Here is a 20615-nt window from a genome sequence, read left to right as displayed (position 1 = left end):
GTGCCGCCCCTCCGGGCAGGTGGCCGGCCGAGCCGACGTGCCGGGTCGTGCGGCGCTGTCAGCCCAAGAAGTCGATCAGCCGGTCGTTCAGCGGCTTCGGCGCGGTGAGCGGCAGGGAGTGGCGGGTGGCGCCGGGGAGCAGGACGACCTGGCCCTGCGGGAGCGTCCGGCGGGCCTCCTCGGCGACTTCGGCGGCGTGGTGGGCGCGGCTGTTCTCCGCGAGCAGCACCAGCACGGGCATCCGGAGGCCGGCGGTGCGTGGACGGCCGCCGGCGATGAGCTTGCGGCCGGGGACAGTGGCCGCGAGGGCGTACACACGCCGCCAGGTCTCGTCCAGGCGGAGGCCCGCTGTCTCCCAGGCCAGGAAGGCGCGGGCACGGACCTCACTCGGCCGGAGCAGGGTGGGCAGCGCCCGCAGCAGGTAGCCCGCGCGGAATCCGGCGAACACCTGGGTGGGATCGACGAGGGCGAGACGGTCGACCCGCCGGGGTGCGCGCAGCGCGTACCTGACGGCCAGCCAGGCGCCGTACGAGTGACCGCACAGGTGGGTGCGGGCGAGCCCAGTCCGTCCAGCAGCGCGTCCAGCCAGGCCATCAGGTCGTCGGCGCTCCTCAACGGCGTGCCCCGGCGTTCGGTGCGTCCCGCGTCGCCCAGCGGTTCTTCGGTCTGACGGGCCACCACGTGTCTCCAAACCGGTTGCCCCGCCAGCCGCGGTTGCCTCACCATCTGCGCATGACCACGACTCACCGCCCCCTGCCGCTGACCGCCGCCGTCCGACCGGTGCGAGTCCAGCAGCAGCCCGGCCGACCGCGAAGGCCGATGCTCGCGCACACGTGATCGCCGCCCTGGTCGCGGGCCTCCTCGCCGGTTACGGCATCGCCGTGCCCGTGGGCCCCGTGGCGACCTACCTCGTGGCCCTGACAGCCCGGACACGTCTGAAGATCGGCGCCTGTGCCGCACTGGGGGTCGCGACCGCCGACGGCCTGTACGCGCTGATCGCCGCACTCGGCGGTTCCGTCCTCGTCCCGTTCATCGAGACGATCACGGTTCCCCTGCGATGGGTGTCGGCCCTGGTGCTCATCGCGTTGGCGGTCCGCAGCGGCGCCGCGGCGATCAGCGGCTACCGCACGCGGCGGTCGAGCACCCGGGCCGAGGAGGTCCCCCTCAGTCCGGTGCGGGCCTACCTGGGGATGCTGGGGATCACGATGATGAACCCCATGACCGTGATCTACTTCGCGGCGCTCGTGCTCGGCACTCGGACCACCGCGGCCCCCAGCCTCGTCGAGCAGGCCGTGTTCGTCCTCGCGGCCTTCGCGGCGTCCAGCAGCTGGCAGTTGCTTCTCGCGGGAGGCGGGGCACTGCTCGGCCGGACGCTGACCAGCAGTCGCGGGCGGCTCGTCACCGCCATGGCCTCCAGCGTCCTGATCGTCGTACTCGCGGCTCACCTCCTCGTCGCGGCGCCGTGATCCACTGGGGGCGGGCCTCCGAGTCGAGTGGGTACGGCAATTGTGGCCCGGCTACGGGGTTCCCGCCGCCCCGCCGTAGTAGGCGATCTTGTCGTCGAGTACCTCCATGGCCCGGCGCAGCGCCGCCACCCGCCCTTCCAGGGCGGCGCGGCGTTCGCGGAGGAAGGCGACCCGCTCCTGCGGGGGGTGGTCGGCGCGCAGGATGGCGACGAACCCCCGCAGGTCCGCGATGCCGAGACCGGCCTCGCGGAAACACGTGACCAGGCCGATCCAGAAGAGGTCGTCCTCGGTGTACTCCCTGCGCCCGCCGACCGAGCGCCGGATGGGACCGATGAGTCCTTCACGCTCGTAGTAGCGCAGTGTGTCGATGGAGACACCGGTGCGGTCGGCTGCCGCTGCCGGGCTCAGGGTGTTCACGGGGCTCCTTCGGTCATGGCCGCTACCGCGCCTCGGCGAAGCGCGTGAGGTGCTCGTCGCCGAGCCGCACACGGCGTGCGGCGAGTGCCTGTTCGACGTGCTCCACCCGGCTCGCGCCGACGATGGGGTCGATCCCCTGGCTCATCAGCCATGCGAGAACGACCTGGTTCCTCGTGACCGAGAGCTCGCCGGCGATGTCGTCCAGGACCGCGAGCACCCGGGTCGTTCCGGGATGATCATAGGTCTGCGGCAGTGGCTTGTCCGCCCGTTCGTAGGAGCCCCAGATCAGTGAGCTGTACGACCAGACGGCGAGTCCCTCCGCACGTGCCAGGTCCAGGTCCTCGGCGGTGAGCAGGCGGTGGCCGGACTCCGCGAGGGGGGTGAGCGGGCGCGGTTGGACCAGTGAGTGGCGCAGTTGCAGGGCCGTCCACGGCTCCACGCGCTGCTCGCGCGCCAGTGACCGGGCGCGCTCCACCCGCCAGGCCGCATGGTTCGCCGCCCCGATCCGCAGGGCCGCTCCCTTCGCGACCAGCTCGCCGAAGGCGCCGACCGTCTCCTCCAGCGGCACGGTGCGGTCCTCGGCATGGGCCCACAGCAGGTCGACGTGATCCACGCCCAGGCGTTCCAGGCTCTGCTCCACGCCGTCGTGGACGGCCCGCGCGGAGAGTCCCTCGGCGCTCTCCGGCCAGGAGTGCGGCACGAGCGGGTTGTGCCGGACCTTCGTCGCGATCCGCACCGCGTCACGCACGCCCGGGCGGGCCCGCAGCCACGCTCCGATGACGCGCTCGCTGGCGCCGCCGACGCCACTGGGGTCGGCCCAGAAGGAATAGCAGTTCGCCGTGTCGAGCCAGACGCCGCCGCCGGCGACGAAGGCATCGAGGATCGCGAACGCGCGATCGGGGTCCACGCGGGTGCCGAAGTCCATGGTGCCGAGGACGATGTGCGGGTCGGTGATCTCCATGCCGCCGATTCTGGGATCTGGAGCGCGCTCCAGGTCAAGAGCCGTCGTGGCGGGTGGTCCGGGACTCCGGCCGCGCCGGTCCCCCGGCGCCGGACGCGAGGGGGCACGTCTGACGGTTCGGCTCCGCGATGCCCGTGACGAGTGGTCCGGCGGGCCGGCCACGACGGTTCTCGCCCGGGCGGGGGCGCGGAGCCTCACCGGTGCCCGCGAACTTCCGGGGTGGCATGCACGAGCGCCCCGCACTGCTGCTTCCTGTGACGGGAGGGCGTCGAGGGCGATCTCGTACGGCGTCGCCCTCCCAGGCGTGCCCTCGGCCTGTTGCGCCGCCCTGCCTGCCGTGCGCGTCGTCCGCTGCGCGCCGGCCGCGGCGCCGCGGTGTCCGTCGGGCCACCCTTCGACATCGCCCGGCACGGCTACGCCGGTCTGCTACCGGCGCTCGCCCCACCAGCGGCGACGACGCGGCCACGATCCGGGCCCGCGGCCGGTTCCTGTGCCGGCGGCTCGGTGGCGAACTGCCGTCTTGACGCTCCCCCGGAGGCTGGTTAGCGTCACGACGCGCTGTGCCCGGAGGCCGGTCGACTTCCGGGCGGGGAACGGCGTTGCCGAGGGAGAGGGAGCAAGGTGACAGGGCTGCGACACTCTGCGAAGAGGGGGGACGCCCCGGTGACGCTCCGCGTTTCCCGACCGCTCTCCCACGGCCGGTGGGCCCTGCCGCGCACCAGCGGCGGAAGGGCGTGACGCCCGTGACCGGCACGACGAACCGTCGCGCGCTGGTGGTCCGCGGCGGCTGGGAGGGGCACGACCCGGTCACCCTCACGGATCTCTTCGTGCCGTTCCTGAAGGACAGCGGCTACACCGTCGACACCGCGGAGGACCTCGCGGTCTACGAGGACGCCGAACGGCTCGCCGCCACCGACCTGGTGGTGCAGTGCTGGACCATGGGTGACATCACCGCCGAGCAGAGCCGCGGCCTGTCGGCGGCCGTGCGGGCCGGGACCGGCCTCGCCGGCTGGCACGGCGGGATCGTCGACGCCTTCCGCGGCGACCTGGACTACTTCCTGCTGACCGGCGGCCAGTTCCTCATGCACCCGCCCGGCTTCGTCGACCACACGGTGAACCTGGTGCCCGAGCGGTCCGGCCACCCGGTCACGCGCGGGCTCGCCGACTTCCGGGTGCACACCGAGCAGTACTGGGTCGCCACCGACCCGGCCGTCGACGTACTCGCCACCACGACCTTCGCCGCGGACCAGTACCGTGCGGACCGTGAGGCCCGCGTCGTGATGCCCGCCGTGTGGACGCGCCGGCACGGAGCGGGACGCGTCTTCGTCTCGGCCATCGGCCACAAGGCGGACGACTTCGACGTGCCCGAGGTGCGCACCCTGACCGAGCGGGGGCTGCTGTGGGCGAGCCGGTGAGCGTGCTCCGGGTCGGCCTCGTCGGGGCGGGCAACATCAGCGGCCAGTACCTCGACACCCTGGCCAGGACGCCCGGACTGCGGCTGACCGCGGTGACCGATCTCGACGCGACCCGCGCCACCGAGGCCGCGGCGGGCACCGGTGCCGCGGTGGCCGGAAGCGTGGCGGAACTCCTCGCCCGCGACGACGTCGACGCCGTGCTCAATCTGACCGTGCCCGCCGTGCACGCCGAGGTCGCGCTGGCCGCGATCGCCGCGGGCAAGCACGTGTACGGCGAGAAGCCGCTGGCCGCCACCCGCGAGGAGGCCGCGGCCGTGCTCGCCGCCGCCCGGGCCGCAGGCGTCCGTGTCGGCTGCGCGCCGGACACCGTCCTCGGCACCGGCATCCAGACCGCCCGCCGGGCCGTCGACGACGGCCTGATCGGAACTCCGGTGGCCGCGACCGCGTTCATGACCACCCCGGGGCACGAGATCTGGCACCCGGACCCGGAGTTCTACTACCGTCCGGGCGGCGGACCGCTGCTCGACATGGGCCCGTACTACCTGTCCGCGCTGGTCCATCTGCTGGGACCGGTCACCGCGGTCACCGGCGCCGCCTCCGCCCCGCGCGCCGAGCGGGAGATCGGCGCGGGCCCGCGAGCCGGGCGGCGGTTCCCCGTCGAGGTCGACACCCACGTCACCGGGATACTCCGGCACGAGGGCGGCGCCCTGTCCACCCTGGTGATGAGCTTCGACGTGCACGCCGCCCGGCTGCCCAGCATCGAGGTGTACGGGACCGGGGGGTCGCTGTCGGTCCCGGACCCGAACCACTTCGACGGGCGGGTCGAGCGGTACGCCCCGGACCGGCGGGAGTGGGAGCCGCTGCCCGTGTCCGCCGGATACCCCCGGGCCGGACGCGGCACCGGACTCGCCGACCTGGCGGACGCCCTCGCCGCCGGGACGCCGCACCGCGCGTCCGCGGAACTGGCCGCGCACGTCCTGGAGGTGATGCTCACCCTGCTGGACTCGGCCCACGACGGCGGCACGTTGCCGGTAGCGGGCTGCCCGCGGCCCGCCCCGGTCGACCTGCCGGCCACCTACGTGCCCGCCGCCGGCGTACCGGCCGCCCGGAGGGGGGCCGCCACCGCATGACGGCAAGGGCCGGCCGCCGCATCGACCGGGACGCTCGTGGTAAGGAACCGGCATGACCACGCCGCACGCCTTCCCCCTGGAACCCTGCTCGATCCACGTGCCCGACGAGGTCCTCGATGACCTGCGCGCCCGTCTCGCACTGACCCGTCCGCCGCTGGACGAGGGGAACGAGGACTGGTCGTACGGCGTCCCGGACGGCTGTCTCCGTGAGCTGGTCGCCTACTGGCGGGACGGCTACGACTGGCGCAGGGCCGAGACGGCCTTCAACGCGTACGAGCACTACGTGGTGAGCGTCACGGGCGTGCCCGTGCACTTCATGCGCAAGCCCGGGCGGGGTCCCCGGCCGATCCCGCTGATCCTCACCCACGGCTGGCCGTGGACGTTCTGGCACTGGTCGAGGGTGATCGACCCGCTCGCCGACCCGGCCGCGTTCGGCGGTGACCCGGCCGACGCGTTCGACGTCATCGTGCCGTCCCTGCCCGGCTTCGGCTTCCCCGGCCCGCTCACCGGCTTCCCGGACGTCAACTTCTGGAAGGTCGCCGACCTCTGGCACACCCTGATGACCGAGAGCCTGGGATACGAGAAGTACGCCGCCGGGGGCTGCGACATCGGCGGGCTCGTCTCCAGCCAGCTCGGCCACAAGTACGCCGACGCGCTGTACGGCATCCACATCGGCTCCGGGCTGCCGCTCGACTTCTTCACCGGCCCCCGCGCCTGGGACTTCGCCAGGAACCGGCCCCTCTCCGACGACCAGCCCGCCGACGTCCGTGCCCGCCTCATCGAGCTGGACCACCGCTGGGCGTCCCACCTGGCCGTGCACATGCTCGACGGCGCGACCCTCGCCCACGGGCTGAGCGACTCGCCCGCGGGACTGCTCGCCTGGCTGCTGCAGCGCTGGAACGCCTGGAGCGACAACGGCGGCGACCTCGAATCCGTCTTCACCAAGGACGACCTGCTCACCCACGCGACGATCTACTGGGTGAACAACTCCGCCGCGACATCGATGCGCTACTACGCCAATGCCAACCGCTACCCCTGGGCGCCGGCCCACGACCGCACCCCGGTCGTACAGGCCCCGGTCGGCCTCACCTTCGTCACGTACGAGAACCCGCCCGGGGTCCGCACCGCCGACGAACGCGTCCAGGCGTTCTTGGCCGGCCCGCAAGCCGGCTGGTTCAACCACGTCAACGTCAACGCCCATGACCGCGGCGGCCACTTCATCCCCTGGGAGAACCCCGACGCCTGGGTGGGCGACCTGCGCCGCACCTTCCGCGGCCGCAGGCCCTGAACGGCCCCGCCGGCTCGACCGGCCGGGCCGGGCGACGTGGACACGTGAGCTGTCGGTGAGGCTGCCGCCCATGACCTGCCCGAAAGCCGGGCACAAGGCATGTGCTGGAGGAACACGCAAGAGGGACGGTGGGGGGCATGGAACCGGATGGTCTGATCATTCTGTCAGGGGTGGCCCTCGGCGCGACGCCGGTCGGCCCCGCCGTGTGCGGTCCGCCGCGGGCGATCCCGCGGCGCCCGCGAGAGACGTCCTTGATCGCCGTGGCCGCCGTGGCGGGGCTTACCGGCTTCCGGGCGGCACGGCTGTGACCTGAACGACACCGGGAACCCGCAGCCGGCCCCTTTCGCCACCCCGCCTGCCGGCGTACGCCGCGCTGCTCGCACCCCCGCCCACCTCGCTGTCCTCGAGCCGCGCGCCGTGCCCCGCCCGGCCCGCCGCCGGCACTCGCCGTTGCCCTCGCCCCGCACCGCGGCTTGAACCGGACCGGGCCCGCCCGCCATGCTGCTTCGCCGTGCCCGGCCCGGAAGGAGAACAATGACCAGTACACAGGAGATACCCGAATCCGCGGACCGCGCGGTGGGCGGCAGAGACGCCGACGAGCGGGCCGTGCGCATACGACGACGCCTGGAGCGCCTGATCGGCATCGCGGCGACCGAGGGGAACGCGCTGGCCGTCCTGCGCAACGGGGACGAGATCTTCCCGGCCATGCTCGACGCCATCCGCTCCGCCGAGCACACGGTCGACATGATGACGTTCGTGTACTGGAAGGGCGACATCGCCCGCCAGTTCGCTCACACGCTGGCCGAGCGCGCCCGGGCCGGCGTACGGGTGCGCCTGCTGCTGGACGGCTTCGGCAGCCGGCTGATCGACAAGGACCTGCTGGACGACATGGACCGGTCGGGCGTGCAGGTGGCGTGGTTCCGCAAGCCGCTGTACCTCTCGCCGCTCAAGCAGAACCACCGCTGCCACCGCAAGGTCCTGGTCGTCGACGAGGAGACTGCCTTCACGGGAGGCGTGGGGATCGCCGAGGAGTGGTGCGGCGACGCCCGCAACCCGCACGAGTGGCGGGACACGCACGTCCAGGTGCGCGGGCCCGCGGTGGACGGCGTCGCCGCGGCGTTCGCGCAGAACTGGGCCGAGTGCCACGACGAGCTCTTCGACGAGCACGACCGGTTCACCGCCCACCGCCCGCAGGGCGACGCGGTGGTGCAGGTGGTGCGCGGGTCGGCCAGCCTGGGCTGGCAGGACATGCAGACCCTGATCCGCGTGATGATCGAGTCCGCCGAGGAGCGGTTCCGGCTGGCCACCGCCTACTTCTCCCCGGACGCCTACTTCGTCGGCCTGCTGTGCGCCGCCGCACGGCGCGGGGTGGAGGTGGAGATCCTGCTGCCCGGCCCGCACACCGACAAGCGCGTCTGCCAGCTGGCCGGACAGCACTTCTACGAGGAGCTGCTCGCCTGCGGTGTCAAGATCCACCAGTACCAGCCGACCATGATGCACGCCAAGATCATCACCGTCGACCGGATCGCCTCCCTCGTCGGTTCGACCAACTTCAACCGGCGCTCCCTCGACCACGACGAGGAGATCATGCTCGCCGTGCTCGACGAGCAGTTCACCGCCACGCTCGACGCCCACTTCGACGAGGACGTGGCGGCCAGCCGGCTGATCCGGGCCGGCCGCTGGAAACGGCGCTCGATGCTCCAGCGCGCCCGGGAGACCGCCGTCCAGCCGATCCGCCGCTACCTCTGACCACCGCACCGCCTCCCGGGCGCGCGACACCGGGGCCGCCGGACGCACCCGCGGATGCCGCGCCCGGCCGGCCGGAGGAGCGCCCGGATCGCCGGTCAGCTCACCCGTACCCGACCGGCACCGCACCGGCCCGCACCCGCCCGCACCCGCCCGCGCCGACGAACGTGCCGGACGGCGGCACGGGGCTGCCCCGGGTGCTCGTGGCTTCCGGGGCGGCCCCTGGCCGGTCTACGGCTTCTGACGCGCGTGGAGCGCGCTCACCTCCGCCGCGGTCAGTGCCCTGTCGAAGGCATGGACCTCGTCGACCGCCCCGTCCCAGAAGTCCGCGTGCGCGCCGTCCCACTGGGCCCTGCCGACGGTGAACGGGCCGGTGCTCGGGTAGGCGGGACCGGCCTTGGCGGTCGCCGCCGGCACGCCGTCGACGTACAGGCGGATCTCGTCGCTCGCGCTGTCCCGTACGCCGACGAGGTGGTACCAGCGGCCCGTCTCCGGTGTGATCTCCAGCCGGGCGCGGTGCTCGCCGGGCGTGCTGAAGGCGAAGGCGCCCCGGCCGTACTGGAGGTAGAACGGGCCGGCCCGGCGGCGGGTGTCCTGGCTGACCGCGGTGGCGTAGTTCTCGGGGAGCGAGTCGAGGGTCACCCAGGCGGAGACGGAGTAGCCGGCGGTGGTGTCGAGCACCGGGCCGTCGGTCCGCGCGTACTGTCCCCGGCCGTCGAACCTCAGCGCGCTGCCGTCGATCCCGGCGGTCCACGTGGTGCCCCCGGTCAGGGTCAGGGGTTCGCCGTTGGGGCCGTCGTCCCGCGCGGTGCCGCCCGTGCCCTCGTCGAGGGCCCAGTGTCCGCCGCCCTCCAGGTTCCCTCGCTCGCCCGCCGCGGCCCCCGCCGCGATGACCCGGAGGTTGATCTCCCGCACCCGGACCGGATCGACCTTGATCTGCCGGCGGTCGTACGTGTAGAGGCCGTTGAGTTCGTTCTCCAGGTCGGTGATCTGCGTGTACACCGAGCCCGACAGTTCGTGGGCGGCCTGGTCGAGGTAGTACTTCTCGGTGTTCTCCACGTACGTGCGCGTCAGTGCCTCCTTGTCCTCGACCCCGCTGTAGATCACCGTCGGGGCGCCCGGCCACATGTGGCCCGGGGTGCGGAGGGTGAAGCCGCCGTGCTCGCCGTCCATGGCCGCCCGGTGGTCCGGGAACGGCGGGTCGTCGTTGTTGTAGTCGTGGTGGTCGATGATGTCGCCCTTGCCGGAGTCACCCTTGGAGTTGCAGCAGTTGACGCCGCTGTGGGCGTTGACCACCCGGGACGGGTCGGCGGCCTTGACCGTTTCGGCGAGGCGACCGCTCTCCTCACGGTTCCATTCGCCCCAGCCCTCGTTGAAGACGACCCAGCCGATCACGGAGGGCGAGCTGCGGTGCTGCCGCACCGTCTCCAGGCCCTGGTCGACGAAGGCTGCACGCCCCGTGTCCGACGTGAGGTCGCCGGAGACGAAATCCTGCCAGACCAGCAGGCCGAGCCGGTCCGCGTGGTGGAACCAGCGCGGCGACTCCACCTTGATGTGCTTGCGGACGGCGTTGAAGCCGAGCCGCTTGTGCGCCTTCAGGTCGAAGGCGAGCGCCGCGTCGCTCGGCGGGGTGTACAGGCCGTCGGGCCAGAAGCCCTGGTCGAGCGTGGCGAGGGAGAAGACCGGCTCGCCGTTGAGGACGAGTTTCCGGAAACCGCCGACCTTCTCGACGCCGATCTCCCGCATGCCGAAGTAGCTGCCGGCCCTGTCGGTCGAGCGGCCGTCGATGAGCCTGACGTCGAGGTCGTAGAGGTAGGGGTCGTCCGGGCTCCACAGGTGCTGGTCCGCCACCGGCAGGCGCAGTTCCCTGTTGGCCGGTCCGCTGGTCCGGCCGACCACCCTGCCGCGGGCGTCGCGTGCGACGGCCTCGACGCGGGCCGCGGGCGAGGCGTCGTCGGACTCGACGGTCAGTGCCAGGCGGGCGCTGTCGATGTCGGGGGTGGTGACGATGTCGTCGATGGAGGTGCGGGCGACCGGTTCCATCCACACCGTCTGCCAGATGCCGGACGACTGCGTGTAGAAGATGCCGCCCGGGTGGGTGGACTGCTTGCCCTTCGGCTGGTCGGCGCCGCCGGTGTCGGTGACGGCGACCACGATCTCCTGCGGCCCGGTGCGTTCGAGCGCGTCGGTGACGTCCGCGCTGAACGCCGTGTAACCGCCGGTGTGTTCGGTGACCTGTCTGCCGTTGACCCAGACCCGGGCCCGGTGGTCCACGGCCCCGAAGTTGAGCACGAGCCGGTTGCCGTCGCCCCCCGTGCCGACGTTCCAGCTCTTCGGCACGTCGACGAGTCTGCGGTAGAACATGTGGTCCTCGTGCCGTTCGATGCCGGAGAGCTGCGACTCGACCGGGAACGGCACGATGATCCTCTCGTCGAGGTCCTTGCCGAAGACCGGCCGCTCCCCCGGCGCCGCGCCGCTGAACTGCCAGGGTCCGTTCAGGTTCTTCCAGCGGGACCGCACCTGCTGCGGGCGCGGGTACTCCGGCAGCGGGTTGCGCTCGTCGAGCTTGTCGCCCCACGGGGTGGTGAGCCGGTGGGTGGAGTCGTTCCGTGCCCAGCGGATGATCCTCGGTACGGTCTCGCCGCCGGACGTCAGCCCGCCCGTGCCGTCGTAGGTGAGTCTGACCTGCTGTCCCTTCTGGATCGGCGCCGCGAGGGTGACGAGGAGGGAGCGGGGGTCGCCGGGGGCCACGGCAGCACCGGCGATCGGCATGGCGGTGGTGTCGGCCTCGATCTTCAGGTGACCGGCGACCGTACCGGTGTCACCGCCGAGGTCGCCCTCGAACCGGGCGCGCACCTGCCGCCCGTTCCCGGAGACGGACGGCTCCACCGGGTAGACCTCGAAGCCGTCCGGCGGGGTGAACGCCGACTGCGGTACGAGCTGCTTGGGCAGGCCGGGGGCCGACCAGCGCAGGAACATGCCGGCTCCGCCGGTGTCCTGGAACATCTCCAGGCGGAAGTCGTGCCGCTCCCCCGCGGTGAGCGTGACGGGGGCGCTCGTCTGTTCCCTGTCCCAGTCCCCCACCCAGTGGTCGATGACCGGCTCGCCGTCGATGTACAGGCGGAAGCCGTTGTCGCCGATGGCGTGGAAGGTGTAGTCGCCGGTGACCGGCGGCTCGATCCGGCCGGTCCAGCGGGCGGTGGTGTGCTCGGTCCTGCCGGTCAGTTCCTGGAAGGTACCGGTCAGGTCGGAGAAGTTGATCTGCGGGTCGAGCAGGGTCCCGCCGGATTCGGCGAAGTCCCGTGCGCCGGGCGCGGACATACGGAAGTACTCGCCCTTCAGGCCGTGCACCGCGGCCGCGGCCTCGCGGACCGGGAGCCCCGGCGCGCCGCCGGACGTCTCGGCGGCCGATGCCGTGGCGGAAGCGGTGGCCGTCAGGCCGGGCGTGGGCAGGACGAGGGCCGCCGCGGTCAGCAGCGCCCAGAGGGTGGTTCGTCGGCGAGTGTGTCTCGTGGTCATCGAACCCTTTCCTCGCGCAGAGGGCCTGGGATCAGGCACCGGCACCGGACCGGCGGGGACCGGGATCAGGCAGGTGGGCGCCGACGCCGCGGGAGTCCGCATCACCCGGGCGGTTTTCAACGATGTACAGCACGTGCCAGGCGGAATCAGAGCATGCCGCTTTCGCGGCTGTCCAGACCTCGGGCATCCCTCCGCCATCCGGCCAGGTGACGGAATCTGTGCGACCGCTGATGGTTCCTGGGTGGTTCCGTCGGTCTGTGTTCCGTGCTATGTTGCGGCGCCGGGAAGCGCCGGACGGCTCCGGCCCCCCCGGCCGGCCGCGGGTGACCTGACGGTCAGCGGGACACCCGCCCCTCGGTGCTCTCCCGCAGGACGAGACGGTGCGGTGCCACCAGGTCCTGCAGCGACCGGTCCAAGGCCGGTGCCGCGCCGGCGCCGACCCCGTCCCCGCCCGTCCCGTCCGTCCCGTCCTCCTGCATACGGCGTTGCAGCAGCTCGACGGCGAGCCGGGCCACGGCCGCCTTATCGGGGGCCACGGTGCTCAGCGTCGGGATGCTGAACCGCCCGCCCTCCACGTCGTCGAAACCGATGACGGCGACGTCGTCCGGCACCCGGAGCCCTTGTTCGTGCAGCGCGCGCAGGGCCCCCAGCGCCAGTTGGTCGTTGAGGCAGAGCAACGCGTCGGGCCGCAGGCCCTCCCGCAGCGCCCTCGCCACGGCCTCGGCGCCGTCGGGCATCCTGAAGGACTTCACGGGCAGCAGGGCGGCCGGGTCGTGGGCGATGCCCGCCTCCGCGAGGGCGGCGAGGTAGCCGCGGGTGCGGGCCTCCGCCGTGCCGAGGCCCGCGTCGGCCCGGCCGCCGATGGCGAGGACGGTGCGGCGCCCGAGGGCGATCAGGTGCTCGGTCGCCTCCCGCGCGGCCTTCTCGTTGTCGATGGCCACATGGTCGGCGCCCTCCTCCAGCAGCTCTCCCAGGAGCACGGTGGGCGGCGCGCCCGGGACGCGATCGCGCAGGTCGTCGGCGTCGAGCGCGAGCGGACTGAGGATGACCCCGTCCACGAAGGTCGAACCGAACCCGGTCAGCGCCGCCAGTTCGTGATCACGGTCCGCTCCGGTCTGGTGGATCAGCACGGTCAGCCGGCGCTGTTCCGCCTCGCGGATGACGTGCCGGGCGAGTTCGGCGAAGTAGGGGACGTCCAGCTCGGGCACGACGAGGGCGATGATGCCGGTGCGGCCCTTGCGCAGATGGCGTCCGGCCAGGTTGACCTTGTAGCCGAGCTGCTGGATGGCTTCCTGCACGGCGCGCCTGGTCCGGTCGGAGACGTGGGCGTAGTCGTTGATCACGTTGGAGACCGTCTTCTCCGACACTCCCGCGTGCCGTGCGACGTCCTTGATCCTGGGTCGTGCCACCGGAAACCTCCCCTGCGTCCCGCCGCCGAGTCTAAGTCCGCCGCGGCGCGGTTCCCGGGTCCGGACGACCGTGTGCGCCCCGCCCGGGCACGGCCCGGCTCCCGGCCCTTGTGCGGAGTCTTTACAGCGAATGTACATCGATGTAAAAACGAGCCACCGCACCGATTCAGCCGGTGCGCCTCCCCGCCTGCCGGGCCCGGGACGCCTCGCCGGCCCCGGCGCCGTACCCGTCCGGCAGGCGTGTCCGGCCGTCGAAAGGTCCGCGATGACACCCCCGCCCCCCGTCACGGAAACCACGGTTCCGCCCCCTCCGGCGCCCGGTCTCTCGCGCCGCCGGCTGCTGGGCCACGGCATGGCCGCGGCGGGCGCGCTGCTCACCGCCGGCCCGCTGTCCGGCTGCGCCTCACCGGCCTCCGCCTCCGACGCCTCCGCGCTCAGCGTCTGGGACCTCTTCCAGGGCGGCGACGGCATGCTGATGGACGACATGATCAGGACCGTCTCCAGCGGTACGGACGGTTTCGAGGTCGACCGGACGATCCTGGACTGGGGCCCGTCCTACTACACCAAGCTGGCCATGTCGGCCGCCGGCGGCCGGGCCTCCGACGTCGCGGTCGCGCACCTGTCCCGGCTGCCGGGCTACGCCCCCGGCGGCCTGCTGGACCCCTTCGACCTCGGCCTGCTCGCCGAGTTCGGCGTCACCCCGGAGGACTTCACGCCGGCGGTCTGGGCGCGTACGCGGCACGCGGGCGCCGTCTACGCCGTCCCGCTCGACGTCCACCCGTTCATCGTCTTCTACGACAAGGAGGCAGCCGACAAGGCGGGCCTCCTCGACTCCTCGGGCGAACTGACCGCGACGGGATCCCCGGAAGCGCTGCTGGAGGCGGGCAAGGCGCTCGCCGCGGCGACCGGGGCCTCCGGCATCCTGTTCGGCCACGTGACCGACACGGCGCAGAGCTGGCGGCAGTTCGCCGCCCTCTACGCGCAGACCGGCGCCGCCTTCACCCTGCCGGACGGCGGACCGGCCGAGATCGACATCGACGCGGCCGTGCGTGTGGTGACGTTCATGCAGCGGCTCTTCGACGGCACGACCAACCCCCGCAACCTCGACTACAACGGGGCGATGGCCGGTTTCCTCGGCGGACGCGGCGGCATGGTCATGCTCGGGGAGTGGGAGCTGCCGACGCTGAGGAAGTCCGGCATCCCGCTGGGTGCCGCCCCCTTCCCGCAGGTCTTCGACCGGCCGGCCGTCTACACGGACTGCCACGGCTTCGTCCTCCCGCACCAGCACGATCCCGACCCGGCCCGCCGCCGGGAGGCCCACCGCTACGTCGCGGCGATGGTCAAGCAGAGCCTGACCTGGGCGAAAGCCGGCCACATTCCCGCGTACCGGCCGGTGCTCGCGACGCCGGAGTACGCCGCCCTCGACCCGCAGTCCTCGTACGCGGACGCGGCCGAGGTGGCGGTGCTCGATCCGCCGAACTGGTTCGCCGGGGCCGGTTCCGACTTCCAGAACCGGATGTGCCAGCCGCTCCAGTCGGCGCTGCTGGGCAACACCTCCGCCGAGAAGGCGGTGCGCCAGATGGTCCGCGAGGCGGACGCGCTGCTGCGCCGGCCCAACCCGGTGGCGTGACGAGCAGAAGGAGGACCCTGTGACGACCATCGCACCACCGGGCACCGGCGGACGGACCGGCCGGGCCGGCCCCCGGGCCGGCGGACACCACCGCACCGGTCACCGCGGCACGCGGAGCGCCCCGGGGTCGGGACTGCTCTTCGTCCTGCCGTTCCTGCTCGTCTTCGCCCTCTTCATGGTCTGGCCCCTCGCGCAGGGGCTGTGGATGAGCCTCACCGACAGCTCCCTCGCCCTGCGCGACACGGCGTTCGTCGGCTTCGCCAACTACGCCGAGGCGTTCGGGGACCCGGACGTGTGGAGCAGCCTGGGCAACACCGTGTTCTTCACCGTCGTCTCCAGCGTCCCCCTCGTGCTGATCGCGCTGGTGATGGCGCTGCTGGTGCACACCGGGCTGGCTGGGCAGTGGGCGTGGCGCCTGGCCTTCTTCGCCCCCTACCTGCTGCCCGTGACCGTGGTGACGCTCATCTGGACCTGGCTCTACCAGCCGGACATCGGCCTGGCCAACCAGCTCCTGGGCACCTTCGGCCTCGGACCGGTCGGCTGGCTCTCCGACGAGGCCGTGGCGATGTGGTCGATCGCCGCCCTCACCGTCTGGTGGACGGCCGGCTTCAACTTCCTGCTCTACCTCGCCGCCCTGCAGTCCCTGCCCTCGGCGTACGACGAGGCCGCGGCGCTGGACGGCGCCGGGGCGTGGCGGCGCCTGTGGTCCATCACGCTGCCGCAGTTGCGCAGAACCACCGCCCTGGTGGCGATGCTCCAGGTCCTCGCCTCCCTGAAGGTGTTCGACCAGATCTACATCCTGACCAAGGGCGGACCCAACGGCTCGACCCGCCCGGTCCTGGAATACGTCTACGACGTCGGCTTCACCGGCTACCGGCTCGGCTACGCCTCCGCCGTCTCCTACCTGTTCTTCGCGCTCGTCATCGTCGTCTCGCTCGTGCAGCTCCGCCTCTTCCGCCGGGAGGACTGACCGTGTCCGCCACCGCACCGACCGTCCGCCCCCGGCGCCTTCCAGGCCGTGCGGCGACCGGCTCGCCGCTGCTCCTCGGGCACGGCCGGCTGCCCCGCGTCCTCGCCGGCACCGTGCTGGCCGTGCTGGCGGCCGTCTGGCTGCTGCCGCTCCTGTGGGCGGTCGCCACGTCCGTGCAGAGCGAGCAGGACGTGGCGTCCCCCGGCCTGTCCCCCTTCAAGGGCCCGTTCACCGCCGAGGCGTTCCGGCGGATCCTGGACCGCGGGAACGTGACGCTGTGGGCGTTCAACAGCCTCCTGATCGCCGGACTGGTCACCGTGATCACGGTGACGGTCTCCGCCCTCGCCGCGTACGGCTTCTCGCGCGGCGTGTTCCGCGGCCGCCGGGCCCTCCTCGGCGTCACGGTCGCCGCGATCATGGTGCCGCCGCAGCTGCTGGTCGTGCCGCTGTTCGAGCAGATGCTGCTGTTCAACCTGGTGGACACCTACGCGGCCGTCATCCTTCCGCAGGTGGTCGCTCCCATGATGGTGTTCATCCTCAAGCGGTTCTTCGACGGCATCCCCCGGGAGCTGGAGGACGCCGCGCGCATCGACGGCGCGTCGGAGTTCCGGGTCTTCCGGTCGATCGTGCTGCCGCTGTCCCGGCCGATCGTGGCCGCTGTGGCGATCTTCGTCTTCATCGGGGCCTGGAACAACTTCATGTGGCCGTTCATCGTCACCAACGACCCGGACCTGATGACGCTGCCGGTGGGCCTCGCCACCGTGAAGGACGCCTTCGGCATCCAGTACGCGCAGTCCATGGCGTCCGCGCTGCTGGCGGCGCTGCCGCTGATCGTGGTGTTCCTCCTCTTCCAGCGCCGCATCGTCGACTCGGTGGCCACCACCGGCCTCGGCGGTTCCTGATCCCGTCCGCTTCGCCCGCCCCGCCGATCCGGCGGTCCCTCGCCGTCCCACCGACTGGAGCATGTGTGTCCACGCAGTCCGTTCCGCGCCCGGAGTACCCGCGACCGCAGTTCGTGCGCCGCGACTGGCTCAATCTGAACGGCACTTGGCAGTTCGAGACCGACCGGGGGGACAGCGGCCTCGAGCGCGGTCTGCTCGGCCGCGAACTGCGCGACGAGATCCTCGTCCCGTTCCCGCCCGAGTCGGAGCTGTCCGGCATCGGCGACACCGACTTCCTGGAGGCCGTCTGGTACCGGCGGAGCGTCAGGCTCCCGGAGGAGTGGGCCGGGCGCCGGGTGCTGCTGCACTTCGGCGCCGTCGACTACGACACCACCGTGTGGGCCGACGGCACCGAGGTCGCACGGCACCGGGGCGGCTTCACCCCTTTCACTGCCGATCTCGGTGACCTCGCCGGTACGGGCGAAGAGGTCGTCATCACCGTCCGGGCCCGGGACCCCAAGTCCGGCCCGCAGGCCCGCGGCAAGCAGGCGACCCGGTACGCGAACCACGACTGCAACTACACCCGGGTCACCGGCATCTGGCAGACGGTCTGGCTGGAGCCCGTGCCCGAGGTGCACCTGCGGCGGCCCCGGATCACCCCGGACCTCGCCGGTTCCGCCTTCCACCTCGAACTGCCCCTGTCCGGCAACCGGCCGGGACACCGGGTGCGCGCCGTCCTCGGCGACCGGCACGGCGAGGTGAGCCGCGCCGAGTGCCGCGCCGACCTGGACCTCGCCCCGCGCCTGCACCTGGCGGTGCCCGACGGCAGGCGACGCGAGTGGAGCCCCGCCGACCCGCACCTGTACGACCTGCGGCTCGAACTCCTCGACGCCGGCGGGCAGGTCGTCGACAGCGCGGAGAGCTATGCAGGTCTGCGCGCCGTGGGACTGCGCGGCAAGGCCGTCACCCTGAACGGCCGCCCGGTGTTCCAGCGCCTGGTCCTCGACCAGGGCTGGTACCCGGACGGGCTGATGACCGCGCCGACCGACGAGGCCCTGGTCCGGGACATCGAACTCGCCATGGCGGCGGGCTTCAACGGGGCCCGGCTGCACCAGAAGGTCTTCGAGGAGCGTTTCCTCCACCACGCGGACCGCCTCGGCTACCTGGTCTGGGGGGAGTTCGGCGACTGGGGGTGCGAGACGGGCGGGTCCTCCGGTGACAACCAGCAGCCCGACGCCTCCTACGTCGCCCAGTGGCTGGAGGCCCTGGAGCGGGACTACTCCCACCCCTCGATCATCGGCTGGTGTCCCCTCAACGAGACGTACCAGAAGCTGCACGACCGCATCACCCGACTGGACGCCGTGACCCGCGCGATGTTCCTGGCCACCAAGGCCATGGACACCACGAGGCCGGTCATCGACGCGTCCGGGTACGCCCACCGGGTCGCCGAGACCGACGTCTACGACTCCCACAACTACGAGCAGGACCCGGCGGTCTTCCGGCAGCTGATGTCGGGGCTCGCGAAGGACGAGCCGTTCGTCAACTGCCACGAGAGCGGCAGCGCCTACTCACTGCCGTACCGGGGTCAGCCGTACTTCGTCAGCGAGTTCGGCGGCATCTGGTGGGATCCCGGGGCGGCCGCCGCCGAGTCGGGTGAGGACCGTACCGTCTCCTGGGGTTACGGCGAGCGGGTGCGGGACGAGGAGGAGTTTTACGCGCGGTTCGGCGGCCTCACCGAGGTGCTGCTGGGCGATCCCGGCATGTTCGGCTACTGCTACACCCAGTTGACCGACGTCTTCCAGGAGCAGAACGGCATCTACCGCTTCGACCGGGGCCGCAAGCTCGACGTCGGACGGATCCGCGCCGCGCAACTGCGGCCGGCCGCGATCGAGCAGCGGCACGGCGCGTAGCCGACACGATGCGCTGACCGGGTTCCCGGGGGCTCGTGCTGGTCACCCACGATCGCGTCCTGCCCGGGGCGGTTCCGGGGCGAGCCCCTGGAACCGCCCCGGGCAGCGCGCGTGCCAACTCGGTGAGCGCGCCGGCCCACCGGCCGCCGCCCCGGACGGCCGGCCGTCCTGCCGGCCACCGTCGTTCGCGTCCGCCGGGACGGCCGCTCCCCCTGCGCACCCGCCCGCTGCGGGCGCCGCGTCAGGGCACGGGCGCACCCCGCGGCGGTCGCGCACCCGTCGGCGGCGCTGCCGCCGGGACGGGGCGGTGCCGGGGGGTGTCCCGCCGGCCGGGCCGGATCAGCGAGCGGCGTCCGGGGCGGGCGAGCCGGAGCCGGTCCGTCCCGGTGCCCTGCGCACCGCCTCGCCGGCGGGGCGGCCCTGCCGCGCCGGCCCGCGGCGGCCTCGACGGCCGCGGGACGAGGGGGACGCGCTGCGGGGGCGTTCCACGGCCGGCGCGGTGATGACGACCGGGACACCGGAAGGGGTCCGGGCACCGGTGATGCGGCTCAGCTCGGCCTCGCCGGAGCGCACCGAGGTGATCCGGGGCGTGATGCCCGCGGCGGCCATCAGCCGGTTCATGCCGCGGCGCTGGTCGGGGGTGACCAGGGTGACGACGCTGCCGGACTCTCCGGCCCGGGCCGTACGGCCGCCGCGGTGCAGGTAGTCCTTGTGGTCGGTGGGCGGATCGACGTTGACGACCAGGTCGAGGTTGTCGACGTGGATGCCGCGCGCCGCGACGTTGGTCGCCACGAGTACCGTCACGTCCCCGCGCTTGAACTGGGTGAGGGTGCGCGTGCGCTGCGGCTGGGACTTGCCCCCGTGCAGGGCCGCGGCCCGCACACCGCTGCCCAGCAGGTGCTTGGTCAGCCGGTCCACCGCGTGCTTGGTGTCGAGGAACATGATCACCCGGCCGTCCCGGGCCGCGATCTCGGTGGTGGTCCGGTGCTTGTCCGCGTCGTGCACGTGCAGGACGTGGTGCTCCATCGTGGTGACCGCGCCCGCCGACGGGTCGACGGAGTGCACCACCGGGTCCGTCAGGTAGCGGCGGACCAGCAGGTCGACGTTGCGGTCGAGGGTGGCCGAGAAGAGCATCCGCTGCCCGTCGGCGCGCACCTGGTCGAGCAGCGCGGTGACCTGCGGCATGAAGCCCATGTCGGCCATCTGGTCGGCCTCGTCGAGGACCGTGATCGCCACCTGGTCCAGGCGGCAGGCTCCCCGGTCGATGAGGTCCTTCAGCCGCCCGGGCGTCGCGACGACCACCTCGGCACCGGCCCGCAGCGCTCCGGTCTGCCGGCCGATGGACATGCCGCCGACGACGGTGGCCAGCCGCAGGCCCACCGAGCCGGCGTACGGCGTGAGCGCGTCGGTGACCTGCTGGGCGAGCTCACGGGTCGGGACGAGCACGAGAGCCAGCGGCTGCCGCGGCTCGGCACGCCGCCCCGCGGTGCGGGCCAGCAGGGCGAGGCCGAAGGCGAGGGTCTTGCCCGATCCGGTGCGCCCGCGGCCGAGTACGTCCCGCCCGGCCAGGGAGTTCGGCAGGGTCGCCGCCTGGATGGGGAACGGCACGGTCACCCCCTCCTGGCCGAGCGTGTCCAGCAGCCGCCCGGGCATGGCGAGATCGGCGAACGACTCGGCCGGGGGCAGAGCGGGCGTGATGGTTTTGGGCGGAGCGAACTCGCCCTGTACGGCCGCTCCGGCCGGCCGGCGGCCGTGGGCCGAGGGGCGGCGCCCACCGGCGGAGCGGCCGGTGCGGGCGCCTGCCGCGGCGCGGTCATGGGTGCGGGGTGTGCGGGCACGCTTCATGCGGAACCTTCCTTGGTGCGGCGCGTGC

The 20615-nt window shown here is 72.8% G+C and carries 15 protein-coding genes; 9 read left to right on the top strand and 6 right to left on the bottom strand.

Annotated features, from left to right (window positions below):
- Nucleotides 1–58: 58 nt before the first annotated feature.
- Entirely contained in the window at nt 59–691 is a 633-nt protein-coding gene (locus SGLAU_RS30920; RefSeq protein WP_244315288.1) for an alpha/beta fold hydrolase, read from the bottom strand.
- A gap of 142 nt (nt 692–833) precedes the next feature.
- Between SGLAU_RS30920 and SGLAU_RS30915 the strand changes: the two genes are divergently transcribed.
- A complete protein-coding gene (locus SGLAU_RS30915; RefSeq protein WP_043505877.1) occupies nt 834–1466 on the top strand; it encodes a LysE family transporter in 633 nt (210 codons plus the stop codon).
- 51 nt (nt 1467–1517) lie between these two features.
- Here SGLAU_RS30915 and SGLAU_RS30910 read toward each other — a convergent pair whose 3' ends face one another.
- Nucleotides 1518–1883 (bottom strand): MerR family transcriptional regulator, encoded by a 366-nt coding sequence (locus SGLAU_RS30910; protein WP_043505875.1) that lies wholly within the window; start codon nt 1881–1883, stop codon nt 1518–1520.
- A 22-nt stretch (nt 1884–1905) separates the two neighbouring features.
- The gene (locus SGLAU_RS30905) at nt 1906–2844 is read right to left on the bottom strand and encodes an aldo/keto reductase (protein ID WP_043505874.1); all 939 of its coding nucleotides are present in this window, start codon (nt 2842–2844) and stop codon (nt 1906–1908) included.
- A gap of 743 nt (nt 2845–3587) precedes the next feature.
- Here SGLAU_RS30905 and SGLAU_RS30900 point away from each other — a divergent pair.
- The 4 genes from SGLAU_RS30900 to SGLAU_RS30880 all read left to right on the top strand — a co-directional run bounded on the left by SGLAU_RS30900 (nt 3588) and on the right by SGLAU_RS30880 (nt 8426).
- A complete protein-coding gene (locus SGLAU_RS30900) occupies nt 3588–4259 on the top strand; it encodes a ThuA domain-containing protein (RefSeq protein WP_244315287.1) in 672 nt (223 codons plus the stop codon).
- The gene (locus tag SGLAU_RS30895; protein ID WP_052413977.1) at nt 4244–5389 is read left to right on the top strand and encodes a Gfo/Idh/MocA family protein; all 1146 of its coding nucleotides are present in this window, start codon (nt 4244–4246) and stop codon (nt 5387–5389) included. Before SGLAU_RS30900 ends, SGLAU_RS30895 begins: the two co-directional genes overlap by 16 nt.
- A 52-nt stretch (nt 5390–5441) precedes the next feature.
- A complete protein-coding gene (locus SGLAU_RS30890) occupies nt 5442–6677 on the top strand; it encodes an epoxide hydrolase family protein (protein WP_043505872.1) in 1236 nt (411 codons plus the stop codon).
- A 534-nt stretch (nt 6678–7211) separates the two neighbouring features.
- On the top strand, nt 7212–8426 hold the full coding sequence (locus SGLAU_RS30880; protein ID WP_043505870.1) for a phospholipase D-like domain-containing protein: 1215 nt from the start codon (nt 7212–7214) through the stop codon (nt 8424–8426).
- A gap of 228 nt (nt 8427–8654) precedes the next feature.
- Here SGLAU_RS30880 and SGLAU_RS30875 read toward each other — a convergent pair whose 3' ends face one another.
- Together SGLAU_RS30875 and SGLAU_RS30870 are read right to left on the bottom strand one after the other, a co-directional pair.
- Complete coding sequence (locus SGLAU_RS30875; RefSeq protein WP_043505868.1) at nt 8655–11942, bottom strand: glycoside hydrolase family 2; 3288 nt, start codon at nt 11940–11942, stop codon at nt 8655–8657.
- Between the two features lie 335 nt (nt 11943–12277).
- On the bottom strand, nt 12278–13351 hold the full coding sequence (locus tag SGLAU_RS30870; RefSeq protein WP_043505867.1) for a LacI family DNA-binding transcriptional regulator: 1074 nt from the start codon (nt 13349–13351) through the stop codon (nt 12278–12280).
- A 265-nt stretch (nt 13352–13616) separates the two neighbouring features.
- Between SGLAU_RS30870 and SGLAU_RS30865 the strand changes: the two genes are divergently transcribed.
- From SGLAU_RS30865 to SGLAU_RS30850, 4 genes are all read left to right on the top strand, one after another.
- Nucleotides 13617–14981, top strand: coding sequence for an extracellular solute-binding protein (locus SGLAU_RS30865; RefSeq protein ID WP_043505866.1), 1365 nt, complete (start codon nt 13617–13619; stop codon nt 14979–14981).
- A 19-nt stretch (nt 14982–15000) separates the two neighbouring features.
- Entirely contained in the window at nt 15001–15951 is a 951-nt protein-coding gene (locus SGLAU_RS30860; RefSeq protein WP_043505865.1) for a carbohydrate ABC transporter permease, read from the top strand.
- A 2-nt stretch (nt 15952–15953) separates the two neighbouring features.
- Nucleotides 15954–16853 (top strand): carbohydrate ABC transporter permease, encoded by a 900-nt coding sequence (locus SGLAU_RS30855; RefSeq protein ID WP_043505864.1) that lies wholly within the window; start codon nt 15954–15956, stop codon nt 16851–16853.
- 65 nt (nt 16854–16918) lie between these two features.
- The gene (locus tag SGLAU_RS30850; RefSeq protein WP_043505862.1) at nt 16919–18742 is read left to right on the top strand and encodes a glycoside hydrolase family 2 protein; all 1824 of its coding nucleotides are present in this window, start codon (nt 16919–16921) and stop codon (nt 18740–18742) included.
- 339 nt (nt 18743–19081) lie between these two features.
- Here the strand turns inward: SGLAU_RS30850 and SGLAU_RS30845 are convergent, their stop codons facing one another.
- Entirely contained in the window at nt 19082–20587 is a 1506-nt protein-coding gene (locus SGLAU_RS30845; protein ID WP_043505861.1) for a DEAD/DEAH box helicase, read from the bottom strand.
- Between the last annotated feature and the right edge of the window lie 28 nt (nt 20588–20615).

It is taken from the genome of Streptomyces glaucescens, assembly GCF_000761215.1.
GTDB lineage: Bacteria > Actinomycetota > Actinomycetes > Streptomycetales > Streptomycetaceae > Streptomyces > Streptomyces glaucescens_B.
The sequence above is the reverse complement of the archived record's forward strand: the minus strand, read 5'-3'. Positions and strand labels throughout refer to the sequence as shown.

What these genes read in the sequence shown, in the direction of transcription:
- SGLAU_RS30905 (WP_043505874.1), bottom strand. Translation starts at nt 2,844, where the DNA reads ATGGAGATCACCGACCCGCACATCGTCCTCGGCACCATGGACTTCGGC.
- SGLAU_RS30890 (WP_043505872.1), top strand. Translation starts at nt 5,442, where the DNA reads ATGACCACGCCGCACGCCTTCCCCCTGGAACCCTGCTCGATCCACGTG.
- SGLAU_RS30880 (WP_043505870.1), top strand. Translation starts at nt 7,212, where the DNA reads ATGACCAGTACACAGGAGATACCCGAATCCGCGGACCGCGCGGTGGGC.
- SGLAU_RS30875 (WP_043505868.1), bottom strand. Translation starts at nt 11,942, where the DNA reads ATGACCACGAGACACACTCGCCGACGAACCACCCTCTGGGCGCTGCTG.
- SGLAU_RS30865 (WP_043505866.1), top strand. Translation starts at nt 13,617, where the DNA reads ATGACACCCCCGCCCCCCGTCACGGAAACCACGGTTCCGCCCCCTCCG.
- SGLAU_RS30845 (WP_043505861.1), bottom strand. Translation starts at nt 20,587, where the DNA reads ATGAAGCGTGCCCGCACACCCCGCACCCATGACCGCGCCGCGGCAGGC.